Annotated in this window: 16 protein-coding genes; 5 read left to right on the top strand and 11 right to left on the bottom strand. The window is 67.5% G+C overall.

What is annotated here, in order from left to right; translation table 11 throughout:
• Positions 1-13 precede the first annotated feature (13 nt).
• From AMK58_RS18035 to AMK58_RS18015, 5 genes are all read right to left on the bottom strand, one after another.
• A complete protein-coding gene (locus tag AMK58_RS18035) occupies positions 14-739 on the bottom strand; it encodes a protein tyrosine phosphatase family protein (RefSeq protein ID WP_236778225.1) in 726 nt (241 codons plus the stop codon).
• 92 nt (positions 740-831) lie between these two features.
• The gene (locus tag AMK58_RS18030; RefSeq protein ID WP_035679094.1) at positions 832-1,833 is read right to left on the bottom strand and encodes a hypothetical protein; all 1,002 of its coding nucleotides are present in this window, start codon (positions 1,831-1,833) and stop codon (positions 832-834) included.
• Between the two features lie 31 nt (positions 1,834-1,864).
• A complete protein-coding gene (locus tag AMK58_RS18025) occupies positions 1,865-2,860 on the bottom strand; it encodes a hypothetical protein (RefSeq protein WP_035679097.1) in 996 nt (331 codons plus the stop codon).
• Positions 2,861-2,970: 110 nt separating this feature from the next.
• Positions 2,971-3,810 (bottom strand): 23S rRNA (adenine(2030)-N(6))-methyltransferase RlmJ, encoded by an 840-nt coding sequence (locus AMK58_RS18020; protein WP_035679100.1) that lies wholly within the window; start codon positions 3,808-3,810, stop codon positions 2,971-2,973.
• A gap of 57 nt (positions 3,811-3,867) precedes the next feature.
• Positions 3,868-4,512 (bottom strand): transglycosylase SLT domain-containing protein, encoded by a 645-nt coding sequence (locus AMK58_RS18015; RefSeq protein WP_236778224.1) that lies wholly within the window; start codon positions 4,510-4,512, stop codon positions 3,868-3,870.
• 523 nt (positions 4,513-5,035) lie between these two features.
• Here AMK58_RS18015 and AMK58_RS18010 point away from each other — a divergent pair.
• Entirely contained in the window at positions 5,036-6,415 is a 1,380-nt protein-coding gene (locus AMK58_RS18010; RefSeq protein WP_059399423.1) for a tetratricopeptide repeat protein, read from the top strand.
• A 30-nt stretch (positions 6,416-6,445) separates the two neighbouring features.
• Here AMK58_RS18010 and AMK58_RS18005 read toward each other — a convergent pair whose 3' ends face one another.
• Positions 6,446-7,384 carry a LysR family transcriptional regulator gene (locus AMK58_RS18005; RefSeq protein ID WP_035679155.1) on the bottom strand — a complete coding sequence of 313 codons (939 nt, stop codon included), beginning with the start codon at positions 7,382-7,384 and terminating at the stop codon, positions 6,446-6,448.
• Positions 7,385-7,511: 127 nt separating this feature from the next.
• Between AMK58_RS18005 and wrbA the strand changes: the two genes are divergently transcribed.
• Together wrbA and AMK58_RS17995 are read left to right on the top strand one after the other, a co-directional pair.
• A complete protein-coding gene (gene wrbA, locus AMK58_RS18000) occupies positions 7,512-8,114 on the top strand; it encodes an NAD(P)H:quinone oxidoreductase (protein WP_035679158.1) in 603 nt (200 codons plus the stop codon).
• Positions 8,115-8,181: 67 nt separating this feature from the next.
• Positions 8,182-9,129: a glutathione S-transferase family protein gene (locus AMK58_RS17995; protein WP_035679160.1), complete on the top strand. Its 948-nt coding sequence runs from the start codon at positions 8,182-8,184 to the stop codon at positions 9,127-9,129.
• A 7-nt stretch (positions 9,130-9,136) separates the two neighbouring features.
• Here AMK58_RS17995 and AMK58_RS17990 read toward each other — a convergent pair whose 3' ends face one another.
• The 3 genes from AMK58_RS17990 to AMK58_RS17980 all read right to left on the bottom strand — a co-directional run bounded on the left by AMK58_RS17990 (position 9,137) and on the right by AMK58_RS17980 (position 10,450).
• Positions 9,137-9,517, bottom strand: coding sequence for a hypothetical protein (locus AMK58_RS17990; RefSeq protein ID WP_035679162.1), 381 nt, complete (start codon positions 9,515-9,517; stop codon positions 9,137-9,139).
• A gap of 98 nt (positions 9,518-9,615) precedes the next feature.
• Positions 9,616-9,987 (bottom strand): response regulator, encoded by a 372-nt coding sequence (locus tag AMK58_RS17985; protein ID WP_236778223.1) that lies wholly within the window; start codon positions 9,985-9,987, stop codon positions 9,616-9,618.
• Between the two features lie 73 nt (positions 9,988-10,060).
• Positions 10,061-10,450, bottom strand: a complete 390-nt coding sequence (locus tag AMK58_RS17980; RefSeq protein WP_059399251.1) for an Hpt domain-containing protein — start codon at positions 10,448-10,450, stop codon at positions 10,061-10,063.
• A gap of 177 nt (positions 10,451-10,627) precedes the next feature.
• On the opposite strand from AMK58_RS17980, the gene AMK58_RS17975 reads away from it, so the two are divergent.
• Both AMK58_RS17975 and AMK58_RS17970 read left to right on the top strand, forming a co-directional pair.
• A complete protein-coding gene (locus AMK58_RS17975) occupies positions 10,628-11,557 on the top strand; it encodes an NAD(P)/FAD-dependent oxidoreductase (RefSeq protein ID WP_035679168.1) in 930 nt (309 codons plus the stop codon).
• 336 nt (positions 11,558-11,893) lie between these two features.
• Entirely contained in the window at positions 11,894-12,085 is a 192-nt protein-coding gene (locus tag AMK58_RS17970; protein WP_014198714.1) for a hypothetical protein, read from the top strand.
• A gap of 1 nt (position 12,086) precedes the next feature.
• Here AMK58_RS17970 and AMK58_RS17965 read toward each other — a convergent pair whose 3' ends face one another.
• Together AMK58_RS17965 and AMK58_RS17960 are read right to left on the bottom strand one after the other, a co-directional pair.
• Positions 12,087-12,455, bottom strand: coding sequence for a chaperone modulator CbpM (locus AMK58_RS17965; RefSeq protein ID WP_051140633.1), 369 nt, complete (start codon positions 12,453-12,455; stop codon positions 12,087-12,089).
• 1 nt (position 12,456) lies between these two features.
• Complete coding sequence (locus AMK58_RS17960) at positions 12,457-13,365, bottom strand: DnaJ C-terminal domain-containing protein (RefSeq protein WP_059399250.1); 909 nt, start codon at positions 13,363-13,365, stop codon at positions 12,457-12,459.
• Between the last annotated feature and the right edge of the window lie 213 nt (positions 13,366-13,578).

The raw sequence follows: 13,578 nt of genomic DNA, 5'->3' as shown, positions 1-13,578 counted from the left end.
CGCGCCGTCCGCATCACTCCCGCCCCAGAACCCGGTCGACCACCGTGTCGGCCCACTCGCGGGAGCGGAAGCTGGCCTTGGCCTCCACCGGGTCGTAGACGCGCTCCACCCAGTCCCAGAAGGCGATTGGGCGCTTCTCGTTGTAGGCGGCGTAAAGCTCGAAGAAATAGTCGAGGATGCCGGTCTTCGCCTGCTTGAAGTGGCCGTACTTCCAGTGAAGTTGCTTGGTCGCCCGCTCCAGCGGCACGCCCTCGTGGATGAAGAGGTAGAGCGCCGACATGAAACCGGCGCGGTCCGCCCCCGACTTGCAGTGCAGAAGCGCCGGATACTGCATGGTCGCGAACAGGTCGCGGGCCTTCAGCAGTGTCTCCTTCTTCGGCATGTCGCGGGAGTTGACGGGAAAGTCCACCAGCGTCAGCCCCGCCGCCCGGCAGGCTTCGGCCTCCAGAATGTAGGAGGCGCAATCGCGGCTGCCGCGCAGGTTCAGGATGGTCTTCACGCCGCGCCGCGCCGCCTCCCGGATGTGCGAGGGGGAGGGCTGGCTTGCCCGGTACATGTTGGGGGAGACGCGATAGGTGTTGGAATAGATCAACCGGAAGCAGGCGTGGTCGATGAACACGCTTTCGAAATGTCCGAGCGCCCGTTGCAGCGGGGAGATCATGCGCGCGCGCGCGCGCTTGATCCCGTCGGCCAGCGCGGTGGTCGTGTAACGGCGCAACATCTTCCTGGTGGTGGCCACGCAAGCAGTCTCCAAATCGACAAGGCCGCCAAGATAGGCACACTTCGCGTGGCGTCAAGGCCGCCGCGCCGCTGGGCAGTGCGGCGCTTTGATCATCCGGCCCGCAGGACGCGCCCGTAGATATCGTAGCGTGCGGCCAGCGACAGCACGATTTCCATGTAAAGGTTGATCAGGCCGTTGGCGTAGAAGGCCGGGCAGCCGGTGTAATGGCGCTCGCCAAGTTGCGCGGTGGGCTCGATCAGGTCGGCGTTCAGGACGATCATGCCGCCCGGCGCCTCCGCGTCATAGACGAAGGCGGTCTGGTGGCGGGGCAGGGGGTGGATGGCCTGATGGTCGTCGGCCTCGATGTGACCGGCCCCCATGAACTGGCACAGCATGCCCAGGCTGCCCATGGCGAGCGGCAGCACCTGCTTCAGGCTGCGGCGCGACAGGTCGTCGTATTCGGCCGGGGTCAGGCCGGGCTTCAGCATCGGCGCCGACTCGCACAGGTTCCAGCAGACGTGGAGCGCCGTGTGGCTGCCGGTCTTGGTGATCGACAGCATGTCGTAGCCGGACGGCGCGTGCAGCACCGACGCCTCCAGCGTGTTGGCGAGGACGAAGCCGGCCGCGGCGAGCGGGGTGATGGCGCCCTCCGCCCGGCAGCGCTCCTCCTCCAGCGTCACCTTGATCGCCCAGTCCTTGATGATGGCGTCCAGCAGGTGGCACACGCTGTCGCGCAGGAAGCCGATCAGCGTCTCCGCCGGGGCGGCCTCCAGCCCTGCGGTGTCGGCGACGTCCAGCCCGTGCGGCGAGTCCGGCGGGTTGCACAGCAGCAGATGGCCGTTGGCGTCCAGCGGCATCCGGTTGGTGATGTGGTCGCGCAGGTCGTTGTAGAGGAAGGCCAGCAGCGTGTTGATCGCGACCTTTTCGTAATCCTCCTTGCGGGTGTCCGCGTGGGCGGGGCTCTGGCCGGCGAGGCGCTGAAGCTCCTCGGCGAAGAGGTAGTTCGGGTCCTCGGCGATGCGGTGCAGGATCGGCACGAGGCTGATCCGGGTCATCCCGGCCTCCTCATGCGCGGCGAAATAGGTCAGGGCGAAATCGTTGGAGCGGGCCATGATGGGGCGTCAATCTCGTGAATGAGGACGGTCAGCGGTCGCGAAGCCGGTCGTAGACGCCGTAGTCCATGGCGATGCTGGCCACGATGTCGAGATACAGTTTGATGAAGCCGGGCGTGTAGAAGGCCGGGCAGCCGGTGTAGTGCCGCTCCTCAGGCTTGGCGAAGCGGGTGATCGGCTCCGGGTTCAGGCAGATCAGCCCGGCCTCGTCGAGGACGAAGGCGGTCTGGTCCTTGGGCAGCAGGTGGATGGCGAGGCCGTCGTGGGGTTCGATCCCCGACGCCTCCATGTAATGGACCAGCATGCCCAGGCTGGCCATCGACAGCGGCACCACCTGCTTCAGGCTGCGCCGGACGAGGTCGTCGTAGGCCGCAGCATCCCTGTCCGGAAGCAGCAGGGGGGCGGCCTCCACCATGGCCCAGCAGATGTGGATGGCGGTGTGGCTGCCGGTCTTGGTGATCGACAGCATGTCGTAGCCGGCGCGCTGGTAGAGCGGCGAGTCCTCCAGCGTCGTGCGCAGGATGAAGGTCGCGGCGGCGGCGGCGGAGATTTCGCCCGTGCCCTGGGCGCGGTAATGCTCCTCCTCCGTCAGCAGGTCGGCCGCCCAGCCGGTGATGAGGCCGTCCAGCAGATGGCAGGTGGCGTCGCGCAGGACCGAGGCCATCACGTCGAGCGGGGCCGCCGCCATCGCCGCGCGGTCGGCCGGGTTGATGCCGTGGGGGGAGCGCGGCGGGATCGGCAGCATCACCTGCCCGCGCTCGTCCAGCGGCAGCTTGGACGCCACATGGTCGCGCAGCCGGTCGAACAGATAGGCGAGCAGCGTGTTGACCGTCACCTTGTCCGCGTCGTCGGCGTTGGGGGCGGCGTGCATGGGGCATTGACCGCCACCGCGCCGCAGATCCTCGCTGAACAGGAAGGCGGGGTCCTTCTGGATGGTCTGGAGGATGTGGGCGATCGAGACACGCTCCAACCCGGCATCGGCGTGAGCCTTGATGAAGCTGCTGGCGAAATCGTTGGAACGGGACATCGTGGCCTTGCCGGAACGGAGTAATCCCGTTCAGCCTAGGGCGAGTGGTGGGGCCGTTGCAACGGCAACCTCTGTGACCGGTTGCCGCTTCTCCGTTGAAATGTGCGGTTTTACCCCTCGGGAACCAGCCAGTCGACCGTGCAGCCTCCACCGGTGGAAGGCAGGGCGGCGTGCAGCGCCGGCAGCATGGCGCGCAGCGTGTCGTCCAGCGTCCAGGGCGGGTTGACGATCAGCAGCCCGGAGCCGTTCAACCGCAGATGTGTGTCCTCCGGGTGCCACGTCAGCTCGACGGTCAGGATCTTGCGGATGCCGGTGTTCTCCACCGCCTCCTGGAAGCGCCAGACGGCGGCACGTTCCTTGATCGGGTACCACAGGGCGTAGACGCCGGTGGACCAGCGCCGGTGCGCCGCCTTCAGCCCCTCGGCCATGCGGGCGAACTCGTCCGGCTGCTCGAAGGGTGGGTCGATCAGGACGAGGCCGCGCTTCTCCCGCGGCGGCAGGTGGGATTTCAACGCCTGATAGGCGTCCGTCTTGAAGGTCGAGACCTGACGGTCCCCAGCGAACTCCGCCTTCAGGGTCTGCCAGTCGTCGGGGTGAAGCTCGTTGAGGAGCAGACGGTCCTGCTCACGCAGCAGCGCCCGGGCCAGCCGCGGCGATCCGGGGTACCAGCGCAGCCGTCCATCCGGGTTCAGCGCGTTCACCGCGTCGAGATAGGGCTCCAGCGCCGGGTGCGGCGCCGGCTGGCCGAACAGTCGTCCGATTCCGTCCTGGAACTCCAGCGTCTTGCGCGCCGGTTCGGAGTCCAGGTCGTAGCGTCCGATGCCGGCGTGAGCATCGAGCACGCAGAAGGGCGCCGGCTTGGCGCGCAGATGATCGATGATCAGCGCCAGAACGGCATGCTTCATCACGTCGGCGGGGTTGCCGGCGTGGAAAATATGACGGTAGTTCATGGGGCAGGGATTTAGCCCATCGGGCCGTTCTGCGCCATCCCCTGCGAAGCCCGGTAATCAGTCGAGGGAAGCGACCTGCTGGGCGTTGCGGAAGGTGCGGCGGGTGCCCGGCGCGATGCTGGCAGGCTCGGAGTCGCCGCAGCGGGCGGATTCGAGCAGCTTGGCGCTCTTCGGGTCCAACTCGTTCAGGTGCTGCCAGATCTTGCAGATGTAGTTCTGTGCCTGACGGGTGGAACCGCCGTTGTAGCGGGCGACGGCGGTCTTCCAGCTTCCCTGCTCGCCATGAAGGCGAAGGAGAAGGCGGCCGGCGTAATAGACGTTCTCGCGGGGGTCGACGATCCGCTCCACCGGCTGGAACTCGCCGCGGTGGGTGCCCAGCGAGATCTGCATGCAGCCGACATAGACGTTCTGGCGAAGCTGGCCGCGCTTGTCGCGGAGATGCCGGGCGGCGTCGTTGGCGTTGCGGGCGTAAACGGGACGGCCTTCCACGCTCATCGCGAAGGGGGTCGGGGCGCCGTCCTGGCCGCTTTCCACCAGGGCGATGGCGACGAGCAGGCCGGAGGGGATGTTGAACTTGCGTTCGGCCTCCACGGCGTGGGAGACGCAACTGCTGTCCTGGGCGGCGGCGGGCTTGGCGAGGAGAACCGGAGCGGTGGCTAAGCCCAGTGCAAGAGCGATCCAGCCGCCATACGTGCGTCGCACGCGCTGAGTTCGATCCTGCATATCCTCGGTCCCCTCATTCGTTGCCGGGTTCATCCGGCTTCGTTTTGGCCCCCCGCGCGGGGCCGCCATTACCGGTCACCGAGTCGCTTACGGTGACCGCCTCCTACCCGAAAGTTCAGCGCCCACCATCGGGCGCCGAAGCCACACTTCCAAAAATTTTATACAGCGTCAATCTATTTGCTGCCCGGTAATACCACGCCTTTCGATCGAACGATGTCACAAGGCGGCGGGAAAAACCCACTCCGGGCCTTGGTCTTAGCCATCAAGGCACTGATTCCGAAGCGCTTTGAAAAACCGAAAGAGGTGGATTGTGCGAAAGGCGTACAAATCCATCCAATCGGCCTAATGCGACGGTTTGAAGCTCGATTCGCTGCCGAACGACCTCCTTCGGATGCCTCTTGCGCGCGCTCGCAAGCTGGTGCAGGAGTTCGTGTCTTCTTCCGCTTTCCGGAGTCTCCCGGAGCGGGGACGGCGACAGCGCATCTCCCATAGCGAAGTGATCGTGGATCGCGATTCGACGGCTCAAGCCGACCGGGAGGGGGCAGGCCCCCTCGTCCAGCCCGGAGACGTTCCGGGCATTTTGTTCCAGACTGGCTATGACCGACTCTACGCCGCCGACGCGGCGGGGGCGGCGCGTGCCTTCCGGCTCGCCTGCGCGGCCGATCCGGGATCGGGCGAGGCCTGGGGCGCCCTGGCCGACAGCACGCGGGACGCGGGCGAGGCCGCCGGGGCGCTGGCCGCCTGCGGGCGGGCGGTGGCGCTCGACCCCGGCGTGTGGCCCTGGCGGATCGCCCTGGCCGAGGCGTTGCGCGCCGCGGGCCGGTTCGATGAGGCGGTGATCACCGGGCAGGTGCTGACGGCGGAGCGTCCGGATTCCGCCACGGCCCGGCTCGGCCTCGCCCGCGCCCTGGCGGCGGCGGGCCGGCGGGAGGCCGCACTGGAGGAGTACCGCGAGGCCGTGGCCCTGCGCTCCGGCGACCGCGAGGCGGCGCTGGAACTGGCGGCCTTGCTGGTCGAGGCTGGCGACGCGCTGGGCGCGGTCGAGCTGCTTCAGCCCTTGTCCCGCCGGGACCCGGAGGACGCCGACCTGCACGCCGCCATCGGTCGGGCCTGGATCATGCTGCAGGAGCCGGCGAAGGCGCTGACCGCGCTGCGCCGCGCCGAAGGGCTCGACTCGGACGGGCGACTCGGCTGCGCGGCGCTGATCGCCGCGCTGGATGGGGGCGCCGGGGCGGATCTGTCGGCGGCCTATGTGCGCGCCCTGTTCGACCGCTACGCCGACCGCTTCGACCAGGATCTGGTGGGCAAGCTGGGCTACTCCGCGCCGGCCCTGCTGCGCGAGGCGGTGGACCGGCTGGGGCCGGCATCGGACCCTGGGGCTTCCGGGTTGCGGGTTCTGGACCTCGGCTGCGGCACCGGCTTGGCGGGCGTGGCGTTCCGCCCGTTGGCGGCGCATCTTGCCGGGGTCGATCTGGCCCCGCGCATGGTCGAGAAGGCCCGCGCCCGCGCTCTCTATGATGAGTTGTCGGTCGGCGACGTGGTCGCGGCGGTGGAGGCGGTGCCCGGCGCCTGGGACTTGCTGGTCGCCGCCGACGTGCTGGTCTATCTCGGCAACCTGACCGCGCTGTTCGAGGGCGCCGCCAAGGCCCTGCGTCCGGAGGGCCGCTTCGCCGCGACGGTGGAGCGTCTGGACGGCGAGGCGGCGGCCTCCGGCTACGCGCTCGGCCCGTCGCGGCGCTACGCCCACAGCGAAGCCTATCTGCGCGAGATGGCGGCGGCGGCGGGCCTGACGGTGCGTCTGATGGAGCCCTGCTCCCCCCGGCGGGAGAAGGGCGTGGGCGTGCCGGGTCTTCTCTTTATATTGGAGAAGCCGGCGGCCTGATGAAAAGACCGTTCGGAGCGGGGGCGTCGGTCACGCCTCCGCCCGGAAGGGCTGCAGGCTCAGCAGGGCGCAGTCCCAATAGGGGCGCGGGCCGAAGCGTTCGGCCAGGAAATCGACGAAGACACGGACCTTCGGCGACAGGTGCCGGTTCTGCGGGTAGACCGCGAAGACGTTCGATTCCGCCATGTAATAGTCCAGCAGCAGACACTGGAGCTGCCCCTTGGACAGAGCCTCCCCGCACAGGAAGGTGGGCAGAACGATGATGCCGACGCCGGCGATGGCGGACTCGCGCAGCAGGTCGCCGTTGTTGGTGCGCAGCGATCCCGACACGCGGACCGAGCGCATGGCGTCGCCGACGCGGAACTGCCACTGCTCGGCGGTCGGAATGTTGGTGTAAATCAGGCAGTTGTGGTTGGACAGCTCATCCGGCGTCTGAGGTATCCCGTGCTTCTCAAGATAGGCCGGGCTGGCGCAGACCACCTGCCGGTTGGGAGCCAGACGCTTGGCGATCAGCGAGCTGTCGCGCAGCCGCCCGATGCGCACCGCCAGATCGTAGCCCTCGTCGATCAGGTCGACGTAGCGGTCGTTCAGGTCCATCTCAATTTCGATGGACGGGTAGCGTTCGAGGAACTCGGCGACCGCCTTGGCCAGATGCAGCAGCCCGAAGGACACCGGCGCGTTGACTTTCAACCGCCCGCGCGGGGCGGCGTGCAGGTCGGCGACGGCCTGCTCCGCCTCCTCCAGGTCGGCGATGATGCGGGTGCAGCGCTCGTAATAGGCTTGTCCGACCTCGGTCAGGCTGAGCTTGCGCGTGGTGCGGTTCAGCAGCCGCGCCCCCAACCGGTTCTCCAACTCCGCGATGCGGCGGGAAACCACGGACTTGGACAGGTTCAGGCGCTCCGCCGCGGTGGTGAAGCTCTTGGTGTCCACGACCTTGATAAAGGCCATCATGTCGTCGAGGCGATCCATGTCATTGTTCTACACCTGGGAACAATGAAGTTCCAGCGCCCTGGATTTGCTAGGACGCGGCAACGCGCTATCTTTTTGGAACGCCGCAGCCTCCAGCGCGGCCGCAACGACAGAGGGGAGACGAGACATGGCGAAGGTTCTGGTGCTCTACTACAGCAGCTACGGCCACATCTCCACCATGGCGCAGGCGATGGCCGAGGGCGCACGCTCCGTTGCCGGCACCGAGGTGACCGTGAAGCGCGTGCCGGAGCTGGTCCCCGAAGAGGTGCGGCAGAAGGCGCACTTCAAGGAAGAGCCGAACATTCCCATCGCCGACCCGAACGAGCTGGCCAACTACGACGCCATCATCCTGGGCGTGCCGACGCGCTACGGCAACATGCCGGGCCAGATGAAGAACTTCCTCGACCAGACGGGCGGCCTGTGGGCGAAGGGCGCGCTGGTCGGCAAGGTGGGCGCCGCCTTCTCCTCCTCCGCCACCCAGCACGGCGGGCAGGAGAGCACGATCCTCACCACCCACACCGTGCTTCTGCACCTCGGCATGGTGATCGTCGGTCTGCCCTACAGCTTCCAGGGCCAGATGGGCGTGGACGAGGTGATGGGCAACAGCCCCTATGGCGCCAGCACCATCGCGGGCGGCGACGGCTCCCGCCAGCCGAGCGCGGTCGAGCTGGACGGAGCCCGCTACCAGGGGCGGCACGTCGCGGAGATCGCCAAGAAGCTGCACGGTTGAGGGTGGAGTGCGCCTCTCCCGCCGTCCGGGCGGGAGAGGCGGCACCGGACAGAGGGGAGTTCAGGGCATGGGCCTGTTGATCGACGGCCGCTGGCACGACCAGTGGTACGACACCAAGAACAGCGGCGGCGCCTTCGTCCGTCCGGAGACCCAGTTCCGCAATTGGGTGCGGGCCGACGGCTCGACCCCGTTCCAGCCGGAGGCCGGGCGCTACCACCTGTTCGTGTCGCTGGCCTGCCCCTGGGCGCACCGCACGCTGATCCTGCGCAAGCTGAAGGGGCTGGAGGACGTCATTGGCGTCACCGTGGTCGATCCCCTGATGCGCGAGGAGGGCTGGACCTTCCCCGAACCCGATCCGATCACCGGCTCCACCCGCCTGCACGAGGTCTACACCAAGGCCGATCCCACCTACTCGGGGCGCGTCACCGTCCCGGTGCTGTGGGACAGGAAAACCGGGACGATCGTCAGCAACGAGTCCGCCGAGATCGTCCGCATGCTGAACCGGGAATTCGATGCCTTCGGCGACGCCTCGCTGGATTTCTACCCGGCGGAACTGGCGGAGGAGATCGACCGGCTCAACGCCTTCGTCTACGACCGCGTCAACAACGGCGTCTACAAGGCCGGCTTTGCGACCAGCCAGGAGAAGTACGAGCAGGCGTTCGACGCCCTCTTCGCGGCGCTCGACGAGTTGGACGAACGGCTGGCCAAGCAGCGCTATCTGCTGGGGAACCGGCAGACCGAGGCCGACTGGCGCCTGTTCACCACGCTGGTGCGCTTCGACGCCGTCTATGTCGGCCACTTCAAGTGCAACCTGCGCCGCATCGCCGACTATCCGCACCTGTCCGGCTATCTGCGCGACCTCTATCAGGTGCCGGGCGTGGCGGAGACCGTCGATTTCCACCACATCAAGCGGCACTATTACGCCAGCCACACCATGATCAACCCGACCGGCGTCGTGCCGAAGGGGCCGGCGCTGGACCTCGACGCGCCGCATGAACGGGGCTCGGTGGGGTGATCGGGCCTCAGGGTTTGTAGCAGCGCGCCATGTCCTGCTTCTGGCCGATCATCTCGCACTGGAAGCTGTTGGAGAACTTGAAGCGGAACGGCCCTGTCTTGCGCACGCTGACCAGGGTCTGTCCGCCGGGGTTCTTGAAGGCCACCCAGGCCGAGGAATCAAAATGGGTGGTGATCCCGTTGCTCAGCCGCACGCGGCCCTGGTTGTCCTTGATGACCTGAACACCGGTGTTGAAGGCCATGACTCCGTTCGGCGTCTCAGACGCCACGGCGAGGCCGTTCGTGCAGTTCACCCCCTCCGGCTGCACCGCGACGCACTCATAGGGGCGCGGCTGCGACGCGGTGAGCACCATGGCGTAGATCGCCACTTCCAGAACGTTCATGGGCATGCGGAATCTCCCGGCAATCCGCACAAGGGTGCAGCAATGCACCGTGTACAGAATAATTCCGCCGTGGTTACGAAAAGTATAATGTCGCGGTCAAGGTTCTACCCTTTCGCGGTCAGCGCTTTTTCCAGCTTCTCGCGCAGGCCGACCGGGGTCAGCGGCTTCACCAGATAGCCGGTGGCACCGGAGCGCAGGGCCGACAGGACGACGTCCGACCCGTCGTGCTTGGTCAGCATGATGACCGGCGCCCGCCCGTCCAAAGCCTCCAGAAAGGCCAGACCGCCCATCGGCGCCATGTCCACGTCGCAGAAGATCGCGTCGAAATCGACGCGGTTGCAGCGGGCCAACGCCTCCGCCCCGTCGGCGGCTTCGATCACCGTGCCGACGCCCAACTGCTTCAGCAGCCGCACCGAGACGCTGCGGGTCACCACCTCGTCCTCGACGACCAGCACCGCGCAGGAATTGAACGACACGGCCACCCTCGCGCTTCGTCCTGTGGGTACCCCTAAGGGTTACGCCTGCATGATATATCAGCGCGAAAGAAACTCAAATGCGTGCGATTAAAATTTTCACGTCGGCCAGGGCGCGGTCGATGGCCGCTGCGTCCCGCCGCACCACCGCCGCGTCGCCGCGCAGGGCCGCATCCTCCACCGAGCCGAACAGGTCGGCGACCCGCCCCGCCCCGGCGGTGCGGGCGGCCCCCGCCGCCGAGTGGGCGGCCAGCCGGACGCCATGCAGGTCGCCGAGCGCCAATCGCTCTTTCAGAACGCGCGACAACTCATCCGCGTTCTCCAGGAACAGGGTGTAGAGCATGGTGACGGTGGGACCAGGGCCACCAAAGTTGCGCAACATCGGCTCGACGTCGAGGATGTCCCGGTCGCATGGGGTGATGTTGAACGTCGGCGGTTCGGATGGGACAGACGGGGGCTGGGGCACGGCTGCGGCTCCCGGCAGGACACGGTATGGCCGTACAGTGCGTGTGGCAATTCAACCCGGTCAAGCCGGGGACGGCGCGGCGAATGGACGCTTCGGCGGTGCAGCGTCCCGCTGCGGAACCTGGGAAGGCGCAGCCTGTTCCCCAACGTCACCAACGACCGCTGGAACGCCCGAGCAATGGCCGCCGCACCCGAGGAACAGCGTCTGGACACCCTGATCGTCGGCGGCGGACCCGCCGGGCTGACCGCGGCAATCTATCTTGCGCGCTACCGCCGCCGCTTCCTGGTGGTGGATTCCGGGGCCAGCCGGGCCTCCTGGATTCCGCTGTCCCACAACCATGCGGGCTTTCCGGACGGGGTGACCGGCGACGAGTTGCTGGCCCGCATGCGCGCACAGGCGGAGCGCTACGGCGCCCGGATCGTGCCGGGAACGGTGACGGCGGTGGAGCGGGGCGACGATGGCTACCGCGTGCGGACGGAGGACGGGCGGCTGTTCCGCGCCCGCACCGTGCTGGCCGCGACCGGCGTGATCGACCGCGAACCGGAGCTGCCCAACCTGTATCAGGCGGTGCAGCGGGGACTGGTCCGCCATTGCCCGATCTGCGACGGGTTCGAGGTGACCGGCCACCGCATCGGCGTTATCGGCCACGGCACCGGGGCTTTGGGGGAGGCGCTGTTCCTGCGCACCTATTCCCGCGACATCACCGTCCTGACGCTGGGCGAACCGATGAATCTGGAGGAGGCGGAGGAGCGCCGCATGGCCGAGGCCGGGCTGCGCGCCGTCGAGGAGCCGGTGGTGGAAATCCACACCGAGGGCGGGCGGATCGCCGCCCTGACCACGGCGTCTGGCGAGCGGCTGACCTTCGACACGCTGTATTCCGCCTTGGGTTGCCACCCGCGCAACGAGACGGTGAAGGGGCTGGGCGTGCGCATCGGGCCGAGCGAACGGCTGGTCACCGACGAGCACCAGCAGACCGGGATCGAGGGGCTCTACGCCGCGGGCGACATCGTGGAGGGACTGAACCAGATTTCGGTCGCCATGGGGCAGGCCGCGATCGCCGCCACCGCCATCCATCGCCGACTCCTGGCGGAGGACGGGGATCTCTGAGGGGCGATGCCTCCCTGTCGGGTGGTCAGCGGCGCCGGGCAAAATGTCGCATTTGATATTAATGAGCGGTAATACCAATCCGATGGACCAAGCTATGCTCTTGGTTTGATGGAGCTTCCAGGAAAGGCATAAAGGGTTATGCCTTTTGGGCTCGGCCGGACGTTTACACCTGATTAAGAATTTGGGCTTTAGGACTTTCGCCATTGCGAAAGGCGGTCCGTGCGGCTGGGTGTGGCCCGGCGCACAGCGGGACGAGCGAAGGGGCGTCATGATGACGTCATCGACCAACCCGCCGATCAACCCGGGCAGCCTGCCAGAACGAACGGAACCTGCTCCATGGCCCAATCCGTGACCCGCGCGCTTCAAGCCATCAAACGCCACAACGCCAAGCCGGAGCAGATCGACCACGCCATCCTCAGCGCCATCAACGTGACGCTGTGCATGCAGTCCGGCGGCAACGACCGGGTCGCCGAAGGCTTCAACCAGGACATCGCGCTGAGCGGCCGGGCCTTCGGCGTCCGGAGCTGACCTACTCCTCCTTTTCCTCCCGCTTCCGCAGCTCGTCCTGCAGGAGATAGCGGGCCTCCGGCGGCAGATCGCCGATGGCTTCGGCCAACACGCGCAGGCGACGCCGCAGCCCGTAGACGGTGTCCAGCAGCGACAGCACGACCGGCATCGCCTCGTCGTCGAGCGCCAGATCCTCCCGCAGATCGCAGATCAGTTCCAGCCGGGCCATGTCCGCCGCGCTGAAGACGAAACCGGTCCCTTCGTGCCGCGGCCTCAGCCAGTGCCGCTCCACCCACACCGTCAGCTGGGCGGAGGAGACGCGCCGGCAGGTGGCCAGCACCTCCTCGGTCCGCCATCGCGCGCCGTGCTGGTCCATGTCGTTCCGGTCCATCTCACGCGGCCTCCATGTCCCGTCTCGGGTTGTGGTCGGTTTTCCAATCCCGGACGAACGCCTCCAGCGCCGGGTCGGGCGCGTCGGGCAGGGCGATGCGCAGCGTCACATACTGGTCGCCGCGCGCGCCGTTCGCTCCGGGAAGGCCCTTGCCTTTCAACCGCAGCCGCGTGCCGTTGTTCGCCCCCTTCGGAACGGTCAGCATCACCGGCCCGTCGATGGTCGGCACGCGCACCTTGCCGCCCAGCACCGCCTCGCCCAGCGTCACCGGCAGGTCGAGCTGGATATCATCGCCGTCGCGGCGGAACCACGGGTGGGGCGTGACCTTGACGGTCACCAGTGCGTCGCCGGGCGGACCGCCGTTGCTGCCGGGCAAGCCCTGGCCCTTCAGGCGGATGGTGCCGCCATCCTCCAGCCCGGCGGGCAGGTCGATGTCCAGCGTCTTCCCGTCGGGCATGGTGACGCGACGCTTGCCGCCCTTGGCCGCCGCCAGGAAATCGACCGTCAGCGCCATGCCGAGGTTGCCGCCCTTCATCGGCATGGCGCCGCCGCGGGCGAAGCCGCGCCCGCCGAACAGGTCGGAGAAGATGTGTTCCAGATCATCCGACGCGAAGCCCTCGGCGTGGGCGTAGCGGGCGCCCGCCGGGCCTTCGGCGAAGTCGCGGTAATATTGGCGCTGCGGCCGTTCCTGGCCGGAGTCGTCGATCTCCCCGCGGTCGAAGCGGGCGCGCTTGTCGGCATCCGACAGCAGACTGTAGGCGGCGCTGATGTCCTTGAAGCGCTGCTCGGCTTCCGCCTTGCCGGGATTGAGGTCGGGGTGGTGCTTCTTGGCCAGCTTTCGGTAGGCCTTGCGGATCTCGTCGTCTGAAGCGGTGGGGGATACGCCCAGAATCTCGTAAGGATTGCTCATGGCGATGACCGTGATTGAAAAGCGGGGGTCAGCGGCTGACGGGTGAGCACGTTCGACGTGTATGTGTTCGACGCTCCCCCGCAAATCAAGAGGGGTGCCCTTCCGTGCAACGCACGTCGCCTGTGCTTGCGGCCGGGATGACGAAGGAACAGCGCGCGCCAATATGAAGCGGGCCGGACTTGGCTCCGGTTGAACGGTTCCAAAGGGAGATGG

Source organism: Azospirillum brasilense, assembly GCF_001315015.1.
GTDB classification, from domain to species: Bacteria; Pseudomonadota; Alphaproteobacteria; order Azospirillales; family Azospirillaceae; genus Azospirillum; species Azospirillum brasilense.
The sequence above is the reverse complement of the archived record's forward strand: the minus strand, read 5'-3'. Positions and strand labels throughout refer to the sequence as shown.

What these genes read in the sequence shown, in the direction of transcription:
- AMK58_RS18030 (WP_035679094.1), bottom strand. Translation starts at nt 1,833, where the DNA reads ATGGCCCGCTCCAACGATTTCGCCCTGACCTATTTCGCCGCGCATGAG.
- AMK58_RS18025 (WP_035679097.1), bottom strand. Translation starts at nt 2,860, where the DNA reads ATGTCCCGTTCCAACGATTTCGCCAGCAGCTTCATCAAGGCTCACGCC.
- AMK58_RS18020 (WP_035679100.1), bottom strand. Translation starts at nt 3,810, where the DNA reads ATGAACTACCGTCATATTTTCCACGCCGGCAACCCCGCCGACGTGATG.
- AMK58_RS18005 (WP_035679155.1), bottom strand. Translation starts at nt 7,384, where the DNA reads ATGGATCGCCTCGACGACATGATGGCCTTTATCAAGGTCGTGGACACC.
- wrbA (WP_035679158.1), top strand. Translation starts at nt 7,512, where the DNA reads ATGGCGAAGGTTCTGGTGCTCTACTACAGCAGCTACGGCCACATCTCC.
- AMK58_RS17995 (WP_035679160.1), top strand. Translation starts at nt 8,182, where the DNA reads ATGGGCCTGTTGATCGACGGCCGCTGGCACGACCAGTGGTACGACACC.
- AMK58_RS17990 (WP_035679162.1), bottom strand. Translation starts at nt 9,517, where the DNA reads ATGCCCATGAACGTTCTGGAAGTGGCGATCTACGCCATGGTGCTCACC.
- AMK58_RS17975 (WP_035679168.1), top strand. Translation starts at nt 10,628, where the DNA reads ATGGCCGCCGCACCCGAGGAACAGCGTCTGGACACCCTGATCGTCGGC.
- AMK58_RS17970 (WP_014198714.1), top strand. Translation starts at nt 11,894, where the DNA reads ATGGCCCAATCCGTGACCCGCGCGCTTCAAGCCATCAAACGCCACAAC.
- AMK58_RS17965 (WP_051140633.1), bottom strand. Translation starts at nt 12,455, where the DNA reads ATGGACCGGAACGACATGGACCAGCACGGCGCGCGATGGCGGACCGAG.
- AMK58_RS17960 (WP_059399250.1), bottom strand. Translation starts at nt 13,365, where the DNA reads ATGAGCAATCCTTACGAGATTCTGGGCGTATCCCCCACCGCTTCAGAC.